At 59.7% G+C, this 19,623-nt stretch carries 19 protein-coding genes; 14 read left to right on the plus strand and 5 right to left on the minus strand.

What is annotated here, in order from left to right; genetic code table 11:
- Positions 1 to 69: 69 nt before the first annotated feature.
- On the minus strand, positions 70 to 537 hold the full coding sequence (locus CR157_RS15890) for a DMT family transporter (RefSeq protein ID WP_258364196.1): 468 nt from the start codon (positions 535 to 537) through the stop codon (positions 70 to 72).
- 75 nt (positions 538 to 612) lie between these two features.
- The gene (serA, locus tag CR157_RS15895) at positions 613 to 1,863 is read right to left on the minus strand and encodes a phosphoglycerate dehydrogenase (RefSeq protein ID WP_110284492.1); all 1,251 of its coding nucleotides are present in this window, start codon (positions 1,861 to 1,863) and stop codon (positions 613 to 615) included.
- A gap of 272 nt (positions 1,864 to 2,135) precedes the next feature.
- Between serA and CR157_RS15900 the strand changes: the two genes are divergently transcribed.
- From CR157_RS15900 to dxs, 3 genes are read left to right on the plus strand one after another with little or no spacing between them, the layout of a single operon-like run.
- Positions 2,136 to 2,429, plus strand: coding sequence for an exodeoxyribonuclease VII small subunit (locus CR157_RS15900; RefSeq protein WP_110284493.1), 294 nt, complete (start codon positions 2,136 to 2,138; stop codon positions 2,427 to 2,429).
- Between the two features lie 7 nt (positions 2,430 to 2,436).
- Positions 2,437 to 3,303, plus strand: coding sequence for a farnesyl diphosphate synthase (locus tag CR157_RS15905; protein WP_110284603.1), 867 nt, complete (start codon positions 2,437 to 2,439; stop codon positions 3,301 to 3,303).
- A 17-nt stretch (positions 3,304 to 3,320) separates the two neighbouring features.
- Complete coding sequence (gene dxs, locus CR157_RS15910) at positions 3,321 to 5,267, plus strand: 1-deoxy-D-xylulose-5-phosphate synthase (RefSeq protein ID WP_110284494.1); 1,947 nt, start codon at positions 3,321 to 3,323, stop codon at positions 5,265 to 5,267.
- A gap of 3 nt (positions 5,268 to 5,270) precedes the next feature.
- Here the strand turns inward: dxs and CR157_RS15915 are convergent, their stop codons facing one another.
- Complete coding sequence (locus CR157_RS15915) at positions 5,271 to 7,106, minus strand: PHA/PHB synthase family protein (protein ID WP_110284495.1); 1,836 nt, start codon at positions 7,104 to 7,106, stop codon at positions 5,271 to 5,273.
- 109 nt (positions 7,107 to 7,215) lie between these two features.
- Positions 7,216 to 7,548: an SOS response-associated peptidase gene (locus tag CR157_RS15920; RefSeq protein ID WP_258364197.1), complete on the minus strand. Its 333-nt coding sequence runs from the start codon at positions 7,546 to 7,548 to the stop codon at positions 7,216 to 7,218.
- 918 nt (positions 7,549 to 8,466) lie between these two features.
- Here CR157_RS15920 and CR157_RS15925 point away from each other — a divergent pair.
- The 9 genes from CR157_RS15925 (at position 8,467) to CR157_RS15940 (ending at position 15,866) form a co-directional block, all read left to right on the plus strand.
- A complete protein-coding gene (locus tag CR157_RS15925) occupies positions 8,467 to 9,438 on the plus strand; it encodes a PIN domain-containing protein (RefSeq protein WP_110284497.1) in 972 nt (323 codons plus the stop codon).
- A 38-nt stretch (positions 9,439 to 9,476) separates the two neighbouring features.
- Entirely contained in the window at positions 9,477 to 9,920 is a 444-nt protein-coding gene (locus CR157_RS22315; RefSeq protein WP_146218700.1) for a hypothetical protein, read from the plus strand.
- Between the two features lie 104 nt (positions 9,921 to 10,024).
- Positions 10,025 to 10,273 (plus strand): hypothetical protein, encoded by a 249-nt coding sequence (locus CR157_RS22320; protein ID WP_146218701.1) that lies wholly within the window; start codon positions 10,025 to 10,027, stop codon positions 10,271 to 10,273.
- Between the two features lie 224 nt (positions 10,274 to 10,497).
- Complete coding sequence (locus CR157_RS15930; RefSeq protein ID WP_110284498.1) at positions 10,498 to 10,974, plus strand: hypothetical protein; 477 nt, start codon at positions 10,498 to 10,500, stop codon at positions 10,972 to 10,974.
- A gap of 478 nt (positions 10,975 to 11,452) precedes the next feature.
- Positions 11,453 to 12,139: a hypothetical protein gene (locus CR157_RS22325; RefSeq protein ID WP_146218702.1), complete on the plus strand. Its 687-nt coding sequence runs from the start codon at positions 11,453 to 11,455 to the stop codon at positions 12,137 to 12,139.
- 349 nt (positions 12,140 to 12,488) lie between these two features.
- Positions 12,489 to 12,914 (plus strand): DUF4231 domain-containing protein, encoded by a 426-nt coding sequence (locus CR157_RS22330; protein ID WP_146218703.1) that lies wholly within the window; start codon positions 12,489 to 12,491, stop codon positions 12,912 to 12,914.
- A gap of 149 nt (positions 12,915 to 13,063) precedes the next feature.
- Positions 13,064 to 13,534, plus strand: coding sequence for a hypothetical protein (locus tag CR157_RS22335; protein WP_146218704.1), 471 nt, complete (start codon positions 13,064 to 13,066; stop codon positions 13,532 to 13,534).
- A gap of 347 nt (positions 13,535 to 13,881) precedes the next feature.
- Entirely contained in the window at positions 13,882 to 14,487 is a 606-nt protein-coding gene (locus CR157_RS22340) for a hypothetical protein (protein WP_146218705.1), read from the plus strand.
- Between the two features lie 338 nt (positions 14,488 to 14,825).
- Positions 14,826 to 15,866 (plus strand): hypothetical protein, encoded by a 1,041-nt coding sequence (locus CR157_RS15940; protein ID WP_110284500.1) that lies wholly within the window; start codon positions 14,826 to 14,828, stop codon positions 15,864 to 15,866.
- Positions 15,867 to 16,464: 598 nt separating this feature from the next.
- Here CR157_RS15940 and CR157_RS15945 read toward each other — a convergent pair.
- Positions 16,465 to 17,817: an acyltransferase family protein gene (locus CR157_RS15945; protein WP_181422079.1), complete on the minus strand. Its 1,353-nt coding sequence runs from the start codon at positions 17,815 to 17,817 to the stop codon at positions 16,465 to 16,467.
- 131 nt (positions 17,818 to 17,948) lie between these two features.
- Between CR157_RS15945 and CR157_RS15950 the strand changes: the two genes are divergently transcribed.
- Positions 17,949 to 18,518, plus strand: coding sequence for a diguanylate cyclase (locus tag CR157_RS15950; protein WP_110284502.1), 570 nt, complete (start codon positions 17,949 to 17,951; stop codon positions 18,516 to 18,518).
- Positions 18,515 to 19,621: a beta-ketoacyl-ACP synthase III gene (locus tag CR157_RS15955; RefSeq protein WP_110284503.1), complete on the plus strand. Its 1,107-nt coding sequence runs from the start codon at positions 18,515 to 18,517 to the stop codon at positions 19,619 to 19,621. Before CR157_RS15950 ends, CR157_RS15955 begins: the two co-directional genes overlap by 4 nt.
- Positions 19,622 to 19,623: the final 2 nt, after the last annotated feature.

The raw sequence follows: 19,623 nt of genomic DNA on the forward strand, positions 1-19,623 counted from the left end.
ATGTCAAGCACTCCCGCTCACCCCGGCAGGCTTTCTCCCGGGTGTGGTTCGAAGGCCGCTCATGTCGGCCTAGCGGTCCTGGCGATCGGGTGGGTGGGCCGTTGCTGCGTCCTGGACGCCGGAGGGCGTTTCGATGGTATTGGCCTTGAGCCGGGCCAATCGGTCGCCGAACAGGTAGGCCCCGAGGGCCACCAGGATCAGGGCGGCGCCGATGAGCATCGAGGCGGAGGGCTGCTCCCGGTTCAGGGTCATGCCCAGTGTCAGGGCCAGCACCGGGGTGATCAGGGTGACCAGCGCCACGGTGGCGGCGGGCAGCCGCGAGAGGATCAGGAAGTAGCAGAGAAAGCCCAGCAGCGAACCGAACAGCGCCAGGTAGAGCACCGACCAGAGCCCGCGGGGGCTGAGCGGGATGGTCAGCGATTCGCCACTGGTCAGCCACAGGACGAGGAAGCAGGGCAGGCTGAAGGCCAGGGCGCCCAGGGTCTGCTCCAACGGGCCGACGAGGAAGGCGATCAGATAGGCCGGTCCGGTCGGCATGTCGGAAGTCCTGTGGCGAAAAGCCGCCGCGTCGATGCGACGCGGCGGCTTGCTGTCACGGCCCGGGCGAGGGGGTCACTCCTCGTAGTTGGTCTCGGAGTAGAGCACGCGCACCCGCAGGGTGTGCTCGACATGGCGCAGGGCGTCGAGCGCCTGGCGACCGTAGGCCTTGTCCACGTCGATGACCACGTAGCCGACCTTCTCGTTGGTCTGCAGGTACTGGCCGGAGATGTTGATGTCGTTCTCGGAGAGCACCCGGTTGATCTCGGAGAGCACGCCCGGCACGTTGTCGTGGATGTGCAGCAGGCGGTGCTTGTCCGGGTGGGCCGGCAGGGCGACCTCCGGGAAGTTGACCGAGGTGACGGTGGTGCCGTTGTCGGAGTAGGTGATCAGCTTCTCGGAGACCTCGATGCCGATGTTCTCCTGGGCCTCCAGGGTGGAACCGCCGACGTGCGGGGTGAGGATGACGTTGTCCAGGCCGCGCAGCGGGCTGACGAACTCCTCGTTGTTGCCCTTGGGCTCGACCGGGAAGACATCGATGGCGGCGCCATTGAGCTTGCCGGCGGAGAGCGCCTCGGCCAGCGCCTCGATCACCACCACGCTGCCGCGGGAGGCGTTGATCAGGATGCCGCCCTGCTTCATCAGGGCGATCTGCTCCTGGCCGATCATCCACTTGGTGGAGGGCAGCTCGGGCACGTGCAGGCTGACCACGTCGGCGCGGGCCAGCAGTTCCTCGAGGCTGGCCACCTGGCGGGCGTTGCCCATGGCCAGCTTGGCCACCACGTCATAGTAGATGACGTCGAAGCCCAGCGACTCGGCGAGCACCGAGAGCTGCGAGCCGATGCTGCCATAGCCGATGATCCCCAGGGTCTTGCCGCGCGCCTCGTGGGAGTTCCTGGCCGACTTCAGCCAGCCGCCACGATGGGCGTGGGCACTCTTCTCGGGAATGCCGCGCAGCAGCATGATCGCCTCGGCCAGCACCAGCTCGGCCACCGAGCGGGTGTTGGAGTAGGGGGCGTTGAACACCGGGATACCGCGGACGAGCGCGGCGGTCAGGTCGACCTGGTTGGTGCCGATGCAGAAGCAGCCCACGGCGACCAGCTTCTCGGCGGCGGCGAAGACGCGCTCGGTGAGCTGGGTGCGCGAGCGGATGCCGAGGAAGTGAACATCGCGGATCTTCTCGATCAGCGTCTCCTCGTCGAGCGAGGTCGGCAGATGCTCGATGTTGGTGTAACCGGCGTTCAGGAAATTGTCCACCGCGCTCTGGTGGACGCCCTCGAGCAGCAGGATCTTGATCTTGCTCTTGTCCAGGGACGTTTTGGCCATGGTCGAATCAACCCCTTTCTTCGGTGCGAGCCGCATGCTGTGTCGTGACATTGGAGAGCCTGGTGGCCAGCCGATCAGGAACGGCCGCGGGCTAGGGCAGGCTCGAAACAGGGCGCCTATGGTAGCACAGCGGGCATGAGCAAAGATGAAAATGCTACGCTGCCCAGATGAGCGGCCTGCATGTTGGCCGGCCCGCCCCCGGGGCAGACGACCCCCGGGGGAGAGCGTGTATACTGTCGCCTTTACTGGATTCGTGACTGGCAAGGGGTCCCATGGCAGAGCGTGACGAGCGGTCGCCCGACCTGGCGGAAGGCGAGGAGGCCCGGATGGACTTCGCCGCCACCGTCGAGCGGCTCGAGCAGCTGGTGGAACGGCTGGAGTCCGGCGAGCTGTCGCTGGAAGGGTCGCTCGCCGCCTTCGAGCAGGGCGTGCGCCTGACCCGCGATGCCCAGCGCCGCCTGGACGAGGCGGAGCTCAAGGTGCGCACCCTGATCGAGGGGCCCGAGGGGAGCATCGAGCTCGAGCCCTTCGCCGCCCCGCCTGCGGAGGACGACGGTGAACGCTGATACCCTGATGGCCCGCCTGGCCGCCGACCGTGCCCGGGTCGATACGCGCCTCGAGGCGCTCTTTGCGGGACGCTCGGCGCCGGCGCCCCGGCTCGAGGCGGCGATGCGGCACGGCGTGCTGGTGGGCGGCAAGCGCCTGCGGCCGGTGCTGGTCTATTCCGCCGGCCGCGCCCTGGGCGCGGCCGACGACGCCCTCGATGCCCCGGCCATGGCCCTGGAACTGATCCATGCCTACTCGCTGGTCCACGATGACCTGCCGGCCATGGACGACGACGAGCTGCGTCGCGGCCAGCCCACGGTGCACAAGGCCTTCGACGAGGCCACGGCGATACTGGCCGGCGACGCCCTGCAGACCCTGGCGTTCGAGGTGCTGGCCCGGGCCGCTCACCCGCGGTTGTCGACGCTGATGCTGACCCTGGCCGTGGCCGCCGGCCGCGATGGCATGGCCGGCGGCCAGGCGCTGGATCTCGCCGCGGTCGGTGGCTACCCCGACGTCGACGCCCTGGCCACCATGCATGGCCACAAGACCGGCGCGCTGATTCGCGCCGCGGTGCGCCTGGGCGGGCTGGTCGCCGTCGCCGAGGATGACCCGCGCATCGCGGCCCTGGAGGCCTACGCCCGGGCCATCGGCCTGGCCTTCCAGATCCACGACGACGTGCTCGACGTGACCGGCGACACCGCGACCCTGGGCAAGGCGTCCGGTGCCGATGCCGCCCACGACAAGCCGACCTATCCGGCCCTGCTGGGGCTCGAGGGTGCCCGTTCGCGGGCCAGGGAGCTGGTCGAGCAGGCCATCACCGCCCTGGCGCCGCTGGGCAGTGAGGGTGTCCCCCTGGTTGGCCTCGCACGCTACATGATCGAGCGTGACCACTGACGACGACAGATGACCCCATGAAGCTGTTCGATGACATTCCCGTCGAGCGCCCGGCCACGCCGCTGCTCGATACCCTGGAAACGCCGGCCGCCCTGCGCGCCATGTCCATGACACAGCTGCTGCAGGTGGCCGACGAGCTGCGCGCCTACCTGCTCTACAGCGTGGGGGTGAGTGGCGGCCACTTCGGTGCGGGCCTCGGCGTGGTGGAGCTCACCGTGGCGCTGCACCAGGCGCTGGAGACGCCCCATGACCGCCTGGTATGGGACGTGGGTCACCAGGCCTACCCGCACAAGATCCTCACCGGGCGACGGGAGGCCATGCAGCGGATTCGCCAGTACGGCGGCCTGGCGGCCTTCCCGAGGCGGGCCGAGTCCGAGTACGACACCTTCGGCGTGGGGCACTCCAGCACCTCGATCTCGGCGGCGCTGGGCATGGCCCTGGCCGCCCGCACCCGGGGCGAGCAGCGCCGGGTCTGTGCGGTGATCGGCGACGGCGCCCTGACCGCCGGCATGGCCTTCGAGGCCCTGGCCCATGCCGGTCACGTCGATGCCAACCTGCTGGTGGTGCTCAACGACAACGAGATGTCGATCTCCGAGAACGTCGGCGGCATCGCCAGCTACCTGGCGCGGATCCTGGCCAGCAAGCCCTACACCACCATGCGCGAGGGCGGCAAGAAGGTGCTCTCGCACCTGCCCGGGGCGCTCGAGCTGGCGCGGCGCACGGAAGAGCACATGAAGGGCATGGTCAGCCCGGCGACGCTCTTCGAGGAGATGGGCTTCAACTACATCGGCCCCATCGACGGTCACGACCTGCCGTTGCTGGTGCAGACCCTGCGCAACATGCGCGACCTGGAGGGCCCGCAGTTCCTCCATGTGAAGACCCGCAAGGGCAAGGGCTTCCTGCCCGCCGAGGCCGACCCGATCGGCTACCACGCCATCACGAAGTTGGAAAAGAACGACGAGGCGCCGCTGGCCCCTGTGGCCCCGCAGCCCGTCGCCAAGAAGAAAAAGAAGAAGTACTGCAATGTCTTCGGCGACTGGCTGTGCGACATGGCGGCCGCCGACGAGCGGCTGATCGGCATCACCCCGGCGATGCGCGAGGGGTCCGATCTGATCCGCTTCTCCCAGGAGTACCCCGAGCGCTACTTCGACGTGGCGATCGCCGAGCAGCATGCGGTGACTCTGGCCGCCGGCCTGGCCTGCGAGGGCATGAAGCCGGTGGTGGCGATCTACTCCACCTTCCTGCAGCGTGGTTACGACCAGCTGATCCATGACGTGGCGGTACAGGAGCTCGACGTCACCTTCGCCATCGACCGCGCCGGTCTGGTCGGCGAAGACGGCCCTACCCACCACGGCAGCTTCGACCTCGCCTACCTGCGCTGCGTGCCGGGGATGGTGGTGCTGGCCCCGGCCGACGAGGCCGAGTGCCGCGCCATGCTCAGCGCCGCCTACCACCACCCCGGCCCCGCCGCGGTGCGCTACCCCCGGGGCACCGGCCCCGGGGTGGAGATTCCCGGCCACCTGGAGCCCCTGGCGATCGGCAAGGCGGCGCTGCGTCGCCAGGGCAGCAGCCGGGTCGCCCTGCTGGCCTTCGGCAGCCTCAACAGCGCCGCCGCCGAGGTGGCCGAGCGCCTCGATGCGACTCACTTCAATATGCGTTCCATCAAGCCGCTGGACCGCGATGCGGTGCTCGCCGCGGCCGACGACCACGACCTGCTGGTGACCCTGGAGGAGAACGTGACGGCCGGCGGTGCCGGCAGCGCGGTCAACGAGCTGCTGGTCGCCGAGGGCGTGCAGGTGGAAGTGCTCAACCTGGGGCTGCCCGACGCCTTCGTCGAGCACGGCAAGCCCGCCGAGCTGCTCGCCGAGTGCGGGCTGGATGCCGGCGGCATCGAGGCGTCGATTCGCGACCGCCTGCCCCGAGATGACCAGGATGGCCAGGCGGGCGAGGCTCGCCCCGCGTGACCGTCACCCGCCGGGCGTAATCGCCTCGTCGACCCGCACCCGGACATAGGAACCCGGCGCCTCCTCGAGGGGCGGGAAGCGCCCGCCACCGGGTTCGCGGGCGGGCACCTGGCCGCCCGCGTGGCGCTGGAGCCAGTTGCGCCATTCCGGCCACCAGGAGCCCGGGTGGTGGGTGGCCGAGGCCAGCCAGCGCTCGGGGTCGCGGGGCAGGTGGCCATAAGCCCAGTAGCCGTACTTCGGGGAACCGGCCGGGTTGATGACCCCGGCGATATGGCCGGAGCCGCCGAGCAGGAAGCGAGGTCGACTGCCCAGCAGGTGCGCGCCGCGGTAACAGGACTGCCAGGGGGCGATGTGATCCTTCTCGGTCGCCACGAAGAACGCCGGGGTGCGTACCTTGCCCAGATCGATGGCTTCCCCTGCCAGGGAAATGCCCCCGGGTTCGGCGAGGCGATTCTCCAGATACATGTTGCGCAGGTAGAAGCTCTGCATGCGCCGCGGCATGCGCGTGGAGTCGGAATTCCAGTAGAGCAGGTCGAAGGCCTGGGGGGCGCGGCCGAGCAGGTAGTTGTTGATCACGAAGCCCCAGATCAGGTCGGCGGACTGCAGCAGGTTGAAGGCGTTGGCCAGGTGCGTGCCCTCCAGGTAGCCGCGCTGTTCCATGTGCTGCTCCATGTAGCGGACCTGCTCCTCGTCGATGAACACCTCCAGCGGCCCCACCTCGCTGAAGTCGAGCAGGGAGGTGAAGAAGGTGGCACTGCGCACCCGCTCATCGCCCCGGGCGGCCTGATGCGCCAGGGTGCAGGCCAGCAGGGTACCGCCGATGCAGTAGCCGATGGTGTTGAGCGTCTCCTCGCCGGTGACCTCCGCCACCACGTCCATGGCCTTGAGGGTGCCCCGGGTGAGGTAGTCGTCGAAGGCCACCTCGGCATAGCGTTCGTCCGGATTGACCCAGGAGATGACGAAGACCGTCATCCCCTGTTCGACGGCCCAGCGGATGAAGGAGCGCTGCGGGGTCAGGTCGAGGATGTAGAACTTGTTGATCCAGGGCGGGACGATCAGCAGCGGCCGGCGGTCGACCGCCTCGGTGGCCGGCGCGTACTGGATGAGCTGCATCAGCTCGTTCTGGTAGATGACCTTGCCCGGGGTCACCGCGATGTTCTTGCCCAGCTCCAGCCCGGCCGAATCGCTCTGCGTGATGCGCAGCAACCCCTCGCCCCGTGCCAGGTCCTCCATCAGGTTGGCCAGGCCCTGCAGCAGGTTGGCGCCGCCGGTGTGCACCGTGGCCTCGATCACCTCCGGATTGCTGGTGGCGAAGTTGCTGGGGGCGAGGGCGTCCATCAGCTGGCGGGCGTAGAACTCGACCTTCACCCGCTCGTCGTGGTCCAGTTCCTCGGTGACCTCATGCACCCCCTTCAACCACTGCTCGGAGGTCAGCTGGTAGGCCTGGCGCAGCGCATCGAAGAAGAGGTTCTCCTCCCAACCCTTTCCCTTGAAGCGCCGGTCCCGCGGGTCGGGGGCGACGGCCGGTGATGGCGCCTCGCCAGACAGGCGCCGCGCGGTGTTCTGCCAGAGTGTCGTATAGCCCTGCCACAGCTGCTGCTGGACCTCCAGGGCGCGTTGCGGATGGAGCAGGAACTGCTGGCCCAGGCTGGTCAGCGCCTTGGCCGCGACCGCCGGGTCGGGCAGGGTGAAGAAATCCCCGCGCGTCTGACGCTCGAGCCAGCCCTGCCAGGCCCGGGACGACCCGGCCGACAATCGCTCGAGGGCCTCGGCATAGCGCCGTGCCAGCTCGTCGGGTTGATCGCCTGGCTTCGGTGACGACGGTTTCGGGTCATTCATGGCCTTGCCCCCCTTTGTGAGTGCTACGCGATAGCGGCATCGTCCGACCCATGGCCGGCTGGCGAACCAGGGCTGAGGCGCTTGCCCCCATCTGCCGCAACCTACCGTTTCAGTATCGTAGGCACCGGCTGAGACGCAACCGGTCAGGTCCTGACTGGTTATCGCGGCATTCAGGTGCCGCACCACCTGGCGGATCGTCTCCCTGTTCGTCAGGTGTGGGTCGAGCCAGGGCACAAGACTCTCGGGCTTGAGGCATCCGGTCGTGGATCTCCTTGGCCACCCCACGCGCCGGATCGGTCAGGATCGCACAGCCCGGCGTGCCATCCGCCCGCTCGGCCCAGATCCCCGTGAACCACAGCGGCTCGCCATCGGTGCGGGTGATGAAATGTGGCTGCTTGCGGTCATCAACCGCAAACCACTCGTACCAACCATCCGCCGGCACCAGGCATCAATGTCGACATCGGCCCAGATGCCCGCGACCGCCCGGCTCGGGAACGCACCAGCAACCCTTGGCACGTCCTACCTCAACACCGCCCCCTCGCCGACCAGAACCGCGCCCGCAAGCAGATCTACCACGAAACCTTGAGGGTAAGGCAGTGCATCAACCCGTCAACGGTGAGCAGCACTTCCAGCCCTGAGTGGCGGAGCCATCCAAAGGTGCCAGCCCCCTACGACTTTTTTCTCAGGATTTGACTACGCAAGCCTAAGCATCATTTAGTAAGCTGAGTGTAAATCAATGTTTCAAATCGGGTTCTAATGTTATCCCAATGGAGACACGCGGGCGGCCTGCGACCGCCAGGAAGGAGGGCCGGTGATCGGTCACTCTCGGCGGTAGCGTGCCTGATCGAAAATCCCGACCCGCACTTGACAGGGCAACGGTTTTCGTAGGAACGCAGATTATCTGCGCGATTAGAGGGCTGCATGTGACCCATAGCTGCCACTATTGATTGTATCGAGTTGTAGGAAAGAGCTGTATATCGCGACAGGCGGCTTTCGACCCGCAGCAGCTACCGTCGGTGGCATCGAATTGTAGGAGGTCGCTTTAGCGCGCGACTGGCGGAGGCGACCCTCGTGTGATAGAGACAACCATGGTATCGGCGGACGCCGATTTATCAGACGAAGGGCAGCAATCGACCCCAAGCGGACATGGCGGAAAAGGTCGCGTTCACGTTCATCGGGGATATGCTGCGTGCACGGTGATTGGTGTTATGCTGCCGAGCTTTTCTTAAATCATAGAGTTTTCAATGGGTTGTGAGTGTTGTTGCGTGCGGGATAACATTGTTGAACGCGCGTGCTCGTTAAAGTGGAATATCGAGAACGCTATATAATACAACTGTTAAGCAGGAGAGGATTCCATCTGGTGAGTATCAACATATTTATCGATACAAATATTTTCCTGTCTTTTTACCACCTCTCCGATGATGACCTCGAAGAGATTCGAAAGCTGAGTGTGCTTTTGGAAAGAGACGAGGTCAGGCTTTGGTTGCCCCAGCAAGTAAAAGATGAGTTTTTCAGAAACAGAGAAAATAAGGTCCACGATGCGATTAAGCGCCTGAAGGACCAAAATAAAAAAGCATCGTTTCCTGTATTTTGTAAAAGCTACCCTGAATTCGATGAGATTCGTGAGCTTCAAAATAATTTCAACTCGAAAATGAAGGACTTAGTAAGTAGTTTGGAGTCCGACATTAGAGAGCGGAAGCTTGAGGCTGATGAGGTCATTGGCGAGCTCTTCCGGAATTCGAAGGAGCTGCCTATAAGCGACGAAGTCGTTAGCAAGGCAAGGTTCCGTGTTGATGTGGGGAATCCACCGGGGAAAAATGGATCTCTCGGCGATGCAATAAATTGGGAGGTACTTCTTTCTCAGGTGCCTATGGGAGAAGAATTGTATTTAATAGCGGATGATAAGGATTACTACTCTGTATTGGACGAAAACTCTTTGAAAGATTTCTTGATTGATGAGTGGTCCGAGACAAATAAGTCTGACGTTATTTTCTACAGGAGGCTATCTCAGTTCTTTAAGGACCATTATCCAGATATTCGAATGGCTAGTGAGCTCGAGAAAGAACTTGATATCAAGTCACTCCGTGAGAGCTCCAATTTTGCAGCAACGCACTCCACGATTGCGAGACTATCGTCCTACGGCGATTTTTCTTATAGTCAAGTAAACGAGTTATCAAGAATCTTGGTCAACAATGAACAAGTGAGTTGGATTATATGTGATTCTGATGTAAATGGTTTCTACGCCGATTTGGTGAATAAGTACCGTGAGCAAATTGAGACCGAATACCTTCAAGAAGTTGAAGCCCATTTGTGGTCATGTGTCGACGAGTAGCATGCTTAATCACTGTTATGTTTACAAGGTGTAGGGCTATGGAAGATATACGAGGAAATCTCAGGTCATACCCCAAGCAAGAAATAGCTATGGAGTATTTGAATCTAGCTCTACGCGAATATGTAGCCGGTAGAAATTTAATAGCTGTCATCAATCTTTCTGGTGCAGCAGAGGAGATGCTTGGCAAGATTGTATCACTCAAAAAGAATGAGAGCGCTTTTCAGCGAGCTCAAAGGTGGACGCGAAGCTGGTTCAAATTAGTCGGCAAAGAAACGCCGGCGAATAAAGACCTTAACAAGCACCTCCTTAAAGTGAAAAATGGTATCAAACACATCGATGGTAAAGATGACTTGGATATTGAGTTCGATATAGACCGAGAAGCCAAGGAAGCAATCCGGAGAGCAATTGAAAATTTTAACCAAATACCTGGCATTAGCCAATCTGCAGAAATACTTGCATATTATCAACGTGAGAGAACATAACAAGGTGCACCACCAACGGCCACTTCGTGGCCTGGACCTCGCTTCGCGAGGCCGGTGTGCGCGGCGTTATGTGTGTTGCGCATGTACTGCACTAGGGAGGTAGTATGATTTTCGAAAAATCAAAATTTGAACAAGCATGTCGCTCTAATTCAGCAAAATTGGCTGCGTTACCTCAAGACAATGAAAAATGGTGTTTGGCTATGAAAGTCGGATCCGCAACAGCTTATCTTGGGCATTCAAGTGCTGATGTGGCTGTAGAGTTTTCAACTTTAGATGAGTTGATTAGCTACGCCCATCAAAATGAAATTGGTGAGGTTTTGGTTATTACAGGCGCACGGCCTTGGAGTTTCTGATGTGATTTTGTTAACACATAACAAACGCCATCAAAACGTCCCCGTTGGGGTAATCGGGGACGTACCCCTATTTACCATTGCGGTAGCGTGCCCACAGATCGGAAAACCTATATATGAGCAGAGCAGGGAGCTTGCGATTGGCCGATATCGACCCAAAGGCGACATGTCAGCAATGGTCGCCACCATCTCGCCCCGTGTTAGCCGTCACTGATCAGAGGTCTCCGATGGAACCGAAGGACATCGCTTACACCGTAGGCATATTTCTCACCTTCTCGATTGGCGTTTGGAATCTCGTGTTGAACTACTGGCATACGCGCCGAACGAACTTCATCAACACCGTTACCAGTCAACGCGTGAAGTGGATCGAACAGCTCCGTCAGGACATCTCGACGTTTTCTGGCCTTACATACACGTGGTCTGCCTCGAGTATGGAAGGGAAGCCACAAGAATTCGATATGGTTAGGGAGATTGACCGGCTCCGGCACGTTATTCGCCTGCGCCTGAATCCGCGAGGAAAGCACGATAACCGGATCGAAACGTTGCTGGAAGAGATACCGAGGTACACCGACCCAAGTCAGAGCGCGAAGCTCGCGGCAGCATTGAACGACCTTACGACTACAACTCAGCTTCTTCTTAAGGAGGAGTGGGAGAAGGTGAAGAAGGAAGCGGAGTGTGGCAACCTTCAGGGCGGTAACGGCTAACTCAAGCGTTAGCTGCATTACGAGAGAGAAACTATGTCCCGGTTTTGAGTTGCTGCTGCGCTATTGACAGCAAGTCTTACAGCATACTCGCAAGACAGTACGTCCATGCACTGCTCCGTAGCAGGATATTTTGAGGGGCAAGAGGAATTGTTTTATGCAGACTTAGCAAAGGCCGTGATTGCGAGGATGGCCTGGGGGAAACTGCAGCTTGCAAAGAAGACTTTAAGAGGGGGCGCATTGCTGCGCAATTCTATCAAGAGCATCGTGAGCCGAAGAACGAGGAAGATCGTGCGATATTGCAGCAGGCCGCAATCTTTAAAGCGAAAGTCCGTCGTTTCATATTGGGCGGCGCCGGTATTTGAGTAAAGCGTTGCTTGTGCTTACGGTTTTCGCGAGACCTTCTCCGCTAACAAATTGCTCGATGGGACGCTCGCTAGGCTCGCGTCCCTCAGCTTTACGTTAGGAGCCTTACAGCCCGATGAACTACCTAATAACACCACCATCCACACATTATGATGGAGGCATAGGAATTACTGGCTGCAATTTTCGTCATGCTGCCGAGACTCTTAAAGAGCACGGTTCATCGCTAGATGGAGTGCTTCCACTTTGCTATCTTCACCGGCATGCGGTTGAGCTCTTTTTGAAGTCAATAACATTCATACTTCACAAGAAATATGGCATTGAGTTCGGTGGAGATTTTTCCATTGATAAGCCAGGAATAAAAGTCGTAAATAAATGGGTTTCTTTGGAGAATACACACAATCTTTCTGGCTTATATTATTATTTTTGTGAAATATACGAATCTTGCAAAGACCTTTTGCCTTCAACAACCTGTTGGGATATGCCGGGAGATATAAAAGTTAAAATAAACCTCGTAAACGGCACAGATCCAAAAAGTACATTCTTTAGGTATCCCAAGGCTGGCAGTTCACAGCAAGATTACAAAAAGTCAAGAATACAGAAAACCAATATTGATGGTGCGTTTGGCAATTCAGGAAAACCAAGAAAATTGGTCTTGATGCTGGATGCGAATGACAACATAGTTGAAACCTACGATTTAGATGCTGATGCGCTAAGCGAGGTTCAAAAAGCGTTAGATTATTTAAGTGACTTTTTCTATGGGGTTCATGCAGCATTCAGAGCGGAGCTAACGAATGGTTACTAACGAGCGCATGTTGCCGGACTGGTTCTCCGCTACGCTCCAAACCAGCCGCAAATTCGGGCATTATGCTTCCTGTGCGGTAATGGCGGACGTACCCCCATGCCATAATGAGCACCCAGCCCTTGTCGGAGATTTCGTAACGTCCTGCCATACCTAACTTATGCAGCTGCGGCATACACGACATTAGCCAATTAGACTTTTCATGCAAAGCCTAGTCTTCTAGGGTTTCAATGGGTTATAGCTCATCTGCAGGCGCGCTTATTGACTTGGGCGTGCCGGCACGATAACCCGATGATAGAGCGTTCGGTGTGATCACTGTTAGGTTTTTGACAGGACAATTATGGAGTCAACTATGATCGATCAGCTACGTAAGGAGGTGGATCGACTACAAAAGCATCATTACAAAGGGCAACGGCTATGGAGCTTTGCTCACCATTTCAGCACTTTTGGAGCAGCTCTCCTGAGCCTGACCGTTGCCACACTGTCGCAACAGGACGGCTGGGACGCCGCAAGCTTCATAGTTAGCCGTAACACCTTGATAGCGATTCTATCGCTCTCTGCTGCGATTTTGTCGGCGCTTGCGGCACGCGGTGGCTTTGAACGAAAGTGGATTGCCAATCGGCTAACTCGGAGCAAACTTGATAACCTACGCCTTGATATGCTCGAGGATGTGGAGGACCCGACGCCATTAAAAGAAAAACTCAAGCGTATTATCTCAGAGCATGATTCCGCGATTGTGGGATCTAGCAGCCAAAGAGAGGACGATGGAAAAGGTTAACAGTTACATCAGCTTTGACCGATCGTCCGCTTCTGGCCGAAGAGAAAACTTTAGACCTCGCTCATGAATAGGTGGCATCAGCATCCGCTCAAGTAGTCAAGAAAGTGAATGTCATTTATTTCCGTCCATTATTTTCGGTGGGAGGGAGTATGGAGTGGTTGATTGCAATTGTTTTGATGGTTGTAATTGGTTACGTAAGTTGGAAAGCAGGAATGGAGGCAGGGCATGGAGAAGCAATGAACAAGGTTCATGATCATAAAGACAAAAGGTTGATTGAACTTAGAGATGTTTTTGGGATAAGTCGAATGCATGAATGTGGTTCATCAATAGGTGTAAGGTATGCGAACTTCGAATTATATGATGAGGAAATTGGTCCGCTTTTGATAGTCAGTGCGAAAGACATGATAGATTCTGCTGTAGGCAGTCGGATCGACATGATAAACGTAGCGTATGGGAATGATATTGAACAAGAGGGCGATGAGGAAAGTGGCGATGACAAAGTTGATGAGTTTAACATGCTTTGCGAAAATGTGAGGAAAGAGGTAATAGAGGAGTTTGTAAAGGAAAATTTTGCCATGGCTGAGAGTGTCAAGGCGAGACTGATGAATGATATTGGATGAAATTGCTAGATGGGCAGTGCGGTCTCAATGACCAAGTGTTTACAGTGACAGTATTTACCTGACACAGGCCTCTTGACTCACTATGCTGTAGGCTCTATTCGTTTAACGATGGGGTAAGCGAACCATTCTTAATGATGACAATGATCTTCGTAGCAGATTTTCTACGCGGTTGAAGAGCAGTATACGACCCATAGTAGCCACTGTCGGGTGTAGGAAGGAGCTCTAGCTCGAGACTGGCTGGTGTTGGCTAAAGTGGACGTTCTAGAAAAACGGGCGGCGTGAATGAACTCAGAGGCGGCAACTTGCTTGACAACTGCCGAGTTTCAATAGATGCATAGGGGGAAAGTATGGGTATGGGAATGTTTGTTTTTGGAAATCTCTCAGGTGTGCAAATGACGCCTTCTCAGTTCGGTCAAGCAATAATCGAGTGGGCACATCAGAGCTCGAAAAGTACGCTTGCGACGATAGTGGACTCTCCTGACTCATCGTTGCTGATGATGAAAATTCGAGAAGCTCCATTTCAAGTGGAGTTGCAGCTAATTGCGCTTGATGTTGCAACTTATATGACCTACGCTTCTGATGTCTTACGTATACCGAACCAAGCAGCTGTTGAGTTGAAGCACGGTATGGAAGAAGGCCTTCGAAGAATGCGTGACCCTCAAGGAAAACCGTTTGATAGTGCATTGCACGAAATGTTTAGTATTTCTCTAAACGCTTACATGAAGGCTGTGAGAGAAGAGTTTAAAAACTCTTCAACATCTGATCCACTGGTTGTTAATCCGAAGGGAGGCCTTCCCTCTCAGGTGTTTTTTCACATCACCCGTCAAGCATACTTCATGAGAAATGAGTCTATTGATCCAGCAACCCAATTCCTCGTTGGAAACATTATTGATAACTTAGTAACAATAAGCATGAGTTCTCTTAAAGATGATCTGGGTGTTTGCTATAAATGATGATTTTTGCCCAATAAGGCGCTGCTTCCGGACAATTTTTTCGCTGGGCTCAAAATTTTCCGCAGACCGCAGCGTTTCCCAGAGTCAGGTCTATCAAAGAATCGTTGCCGTTCTTATGGACTACCCCTCGAACCTCTCGGCTAGTAAAGCAGCAGAAATTCTTTACGACGCCGTACGGAATGCCGACGGCAAGATCATAGGTGAACTAGATGAAGATGGTCTGATCCCATGATTACCACGATTGCAGCGACGTACAACGACAGGTTCCAGTGGACGGTCCTCGCACTGCGCGCTCGGCTCGCAGATAAACCTTGACGTTAGCCGGACCTTGCCTCCTGATGGCCTCCAAGCAACCTCCATTCTGCAGCCTCGCGGACATCCCGTACCTGGATGCCTCCGCTCTCCATGGGCGCGTCGCCCACCTTATGCCGTTCTGGGACGGCGAAGAGTGGCACCTGTGGGTACCGGAGGGCGATCGTGGCCTCATGCACCTCCGACCGGCTGATGCCGCACACATTGACTACGTGGCGAAGGAGCCCGCATCCCAGTCGGACTTGTTGATTCCGTTCGTTGACTTCATGTGGCAGCACGCTGGTTGGCCCGACGTCTACCCAACAATCTCCGCCATCATCGACGACTTTCACAACCTGGCGACTTCGGTCGCGAAAATCGACCACTTCTTTGAGGTTCGGGAAACCCTGGGGATCGGTGGAACGGCTTTCGTCGCAACTGAACTTGAGTATCTTTTCGTCCTATCCCGCAGCGTCTTCGACCTGCTTCAGTTCGCGATTGCCTCCATCTGGGATAAGCACATCCAGCTTGTCGATGAAGAAGCGAATCGAAGGAAGCGCCGTCCGAAGGAGTCCTTCACGAAAGTGGTTCTAAAGGAACGCAAGCAACCTCGTACGCAAGCGGAGCTCATGGAGGCAAACGGCTTCACGCCGGCGCTAGCTTCCACCTACGAAAAGGTGGCCCCGTTCTTCATTCAGATCCTGAATGCTCGTGATGGCATCATTCACGGGAACAAGAGTGCGGGGTCGCTCACGCCGGTGTACGACACCGAGCGAGGATGGTGCGTGCATAGAAAAGCGAAGGGCATATCCGAATTTAGCGTGTGGACCGACGAGCATCGCTACAACGACAACCTTGTCTCCTTGCGTCCGCTCCTGGCGCACGTTGTGTTCGGCACCATTAGTGCTTGCGGGGAGTTGGTGACCTCCCTCGCGCGCGACATCCAGTTCCCTCCTCCGATCGCTCCTGGGCACCGCATCTTCGTTCGAGGGTTTCACAACGAGGCGATTACCCGACTGTGGGAGGTTCACCAAGGCGGAAGCGCTTGGTGGGCGAGCGAAAAAACGGCAACCGAGCCGGCCGGCTAACATCGCGATGAACCAGACGAACGGCCCAGGTGCCGTCTGCGACATTGGCGGGAGCGGCTGCTGCGCTGCGGTGGTGGTCTACCACCTCCGCTCCGCGGCCTGGTCGTGGTAGCTTCGACGCCAGGGGGCCGCTCGCAGGTTATCGCGGCCTCCGTTATATCAGCTCTCGCTGAAAGACCGCTTATGGCCGAGGCCTGACTTTTATCAATCTCTAATATATTGGTATGAGTGGCGCTATCTGGATGGCAGTTGGCAGAAATTGAACCCTCCTGGAATTGAGAAGAAAAATTCCGATGTTGTAGAATTCGGATGCCCTTAGTCGCGCGCTAAAGCGACCTCCTACAACACCTCACCCAGCACTGTGGCTGCATTTGGCCGAGTGGATAACTTTAGTCAACTCTGATGGAATGGCTGAAGCAGCTGACGATCCAAAGCTGACTTTTGCGAATGTTCAGGGAGTTTCGAGTCTGCCACCGATCTAATCGTCACCCGGGTTTCCCCAAGGTCTCATTATTCTTCTGCCCTCTAATAAGGCTCCAGTCGGAAGGAATGACCCGCCTGCTGCGTGGTTGAGGGCTCCTGTTGGCGCGGGTGGGGACTATGACTCTCGCATCGGCTGCGGATGGGCGCGCAGCAGCCAGGAGGCGGCGGCCACGCCGGCCAGGCCGACGATGGCGCCGGGCAGGGCGCCGAGTGCCAGGCTGACGATGATGCCGCCCAGTAGCGCCGCGCCCCCGGCCAGAATCGCCGGGGTGCCGGTGGCCGAGACCACGTCGCGCTTGCGGCTCATCTCGAAGGTCACCACCGCGACCATCACCGGGGCGACGGCCACGATGCACAGCAGGATCCACCACAGGCGGCCGAGCCAGAAGCCCACTTCCCCGGGTATGCCGGCGTCGATGGGCAGGCCGAGGCGCTCGCCCAGCCAGGCCGCCGGCAGTTCGGCGAGCTTGTGCCAGAGATAGAGCGGCATGCCCAGGGCGCCGAGGATCGTCACCATCCTGTCGACCCGGCGGCGCTCCAGCAGGCGCCGCACCGGGCCTTCGCAGGCGAGCACCGCGCCCACCTGGACCCACATCACGCCCACCAGGGCCAGGGTCGGCGGCAGCAGGTTGCTGGGGGCGCCGAACGCGCCATCGACCATGGCGACGGGGTAGCCGGAGGCCACCGCGGCGGCCAGCCACAGCAGCCCCAGCAGCAACAGGGCGAGGCCGGTGCCCAGGCCGGAGAAGCGGCCGCGCTTCCAGGCGATGCCGAGCTGCTGCGGCAGCAGCCAGACGACGGCGGCGTTGAGCCAGCCGATGCCGCCGCCGTTGCCGGTGACCCGTGTGCCCAGCTCCAGCAGGTCGGCGGGCGTTGCGAGGCCGGCGCGCAGGACGTCGACCGTGGCGGCGATCAGCAGCAGGCCCGCCACGGCCTTGAGCCCCCAGCGGCGATCGGCCCAGACGCTGAGCGGCAGCAGCGCCTGCACCCCCAGCAGCATCATCAGGAACCACAGATGAACGGTCAGCGAGTGGTTGAGGGGGCCGAGCAGCCGGCCCCCGGTATAGGCAGCGAGGATGACGAAGGCCACCAGCACCGCCAGGTAGGTGACGGTGGGGCGAGCGAGCCCCAGCGCCCGGCCCGCCCACCAGTGCAGTTGGCGATGGCCCTGTTCCAGCCGGCGCTGGGCGCCGTCCGCGCTCACCGCGGCCGAGACGAACACGAACAGCGGGACGACCTGCAGCACCCAGGTGAGCACGCCGGCGCCCGTCCACACCAGCAGCAGGTGGTCGGTCGAGGTCATCAGCCCGTTTTCGAGCCGGGGCAGGGTGGCGATCCAGTGGCCGAACACCACCACCAGCAGCGCCCCGGCGCGCAGCGCATCGGGGTAGCGGTCCCTGGCGCTCGTCTCGCTACCGGCCCTGTCCTGGCGTGTCTGGCGGCTGGCGTTCCGGGGTGCACTGTTCATCTTCGATCGGCCCTTGCAAAAGCCCGGTGCTTGGCTAAGATGGTTATCGAACACCGTTTCCCAACATCTTCCATGAAACCCCGGCGCCATGCAAGACCACCCTCCATCGTGCCGAACCCGAGGGACGTCCCATGGATACCCAGGTACTGCTGATCCATGTGCTGTTGTACGTCTTCCTGCCCCTGTGGGGGCTCGCCGGCTTTGCCGACTGGTGCTGTCACCGGGCCACCCGCATCGAGGAGACGTCGGGCCTGAAGGAGTCGCTGATGCATTCGTTGATGGGCCTTCAGGTCGGTATCCCCATCATTGTCTGCCTGCTCTTCCGCATCAATGTCCTGGTCCTGCTGATCTGCCTGCTGGCCTGGGTGCTGCATGAGGCGGTGGCCCACTGGGACGTTCACTATGCGGCGCCGCGCCGGCGTATCAGCATCTGGGAAATGCACGCCCACAGCTACCTGGCCAGCCTGCCGCTCTACATGCTGGCGATGATCATGGTCATCAACTGGCCGGTGGTGGTGGACCTGGTGACCTTCGCCTGGCAGGGCCAGTTGCAGCTGGTGCCCCTGGACGTGCCCCATGGCGGGGAGCGCTACCTGCCCTACTACCTGACGTTCATGGCGCTGCTGTGCGTCTTTCCCTACCTGGAAGAGAACCTGCGCTGTCTGCGCCATGCCCTGAAGCACGGGAGCCAACACTCGTGAGCGTCTATATCACCAGCACCGGGCACTATCTGCCGGGCGACCCCGTGGACAACGAACGGATCGAGGCGGTGCTCGGCCTGGTCAACGGCAAGCCGAGCCGCCTCAAGCGTCGGATCCTGCAGTCCAACGGCATCCGGCAGCGCCACTACGCCATCGATGCCGACCACAACACCACCATCAGCAATAGCGAAATGGCGGCGCGTGCCGGTCAGGCGTGTCTCGACCAGGGTTACCTGGGCAAGTCGCGGCTCGACATGCTGAGCGTGGCCACCAGCCAGGGCGACCTGGTGCTGCCCGGTTTCGGCAGCATGGTGCAGGCGCAGCTGGGCGTGTCCGGCGTGGAGCTGCACAGCAGCCACGGCATCTGCTCGAGCAGCATGATGGCGCTGAAGGCCGCCTACACCGGCCTCAAGGCCGGCGAGCACGCCAACGCCCTGGTGGTCGCCAGCGAGCTGGCGTCGCGCCTGTTCAAGGCCAGCCGCTACGAGGCGGTGGCGGAGGAGGTCGATTTCAATGCCGAGTTCCTGCGCTGGATGCTGTCGGACGGCGCGGGTGCCCTGCTGCTGGAAAACGTCCCGCGCCAGCGCTGCTTTCGCATCGACTGGATTCGCGGGTTCTCCCACGCCGATGCCTATCCGGTGTGCATGAGCGTCGGCCAGGCGGCCGCCGCCGGCGAGGCCAGGAGCTGGCAGGACTTCCCCACCTACGCCGAGGCGGAGGCCGCCGGGGCCCTGCTGATCCGCCAGGATGTCCGCCTGCTCGACAACATCGTCAAGCTCGGCGTCGACGGGCTGCTGCGGCTGATCGACGAGGGGCGGGTCGAGGTGGACAGGGTCGACCATGTGCTCTGCCATTATTCGTCGCACTATTTCCGCGGCAGGATCTTCGACATGTTGACCCAGGCCGGGGCGGCCATTCCCGAAGCGAAGTGGTACACCAACCTCTATACCCGGGGAAATACCGGCTGCGCCTCGCTGTTCATCATGCTCGACGAGTTCCGCCGCACCCGGCCCTACCGGGCCGGGGACACCCTCCTGTGCATGGTGCCGGAGAGCGGCCGGTTCAATAACGTCTACATGCAACTGACGGTCGTGGAGGAGTAGCC

Source organism: Halomonas sp. LBP4 (assembly GCF_003202205.1).
Classification (GTDB): Bacteria; Pseudomonadota; Gammaproteobacteria; order Pseudomonadales; family Halomonadaceae; genus Halomonas; species Halomonas flagellata.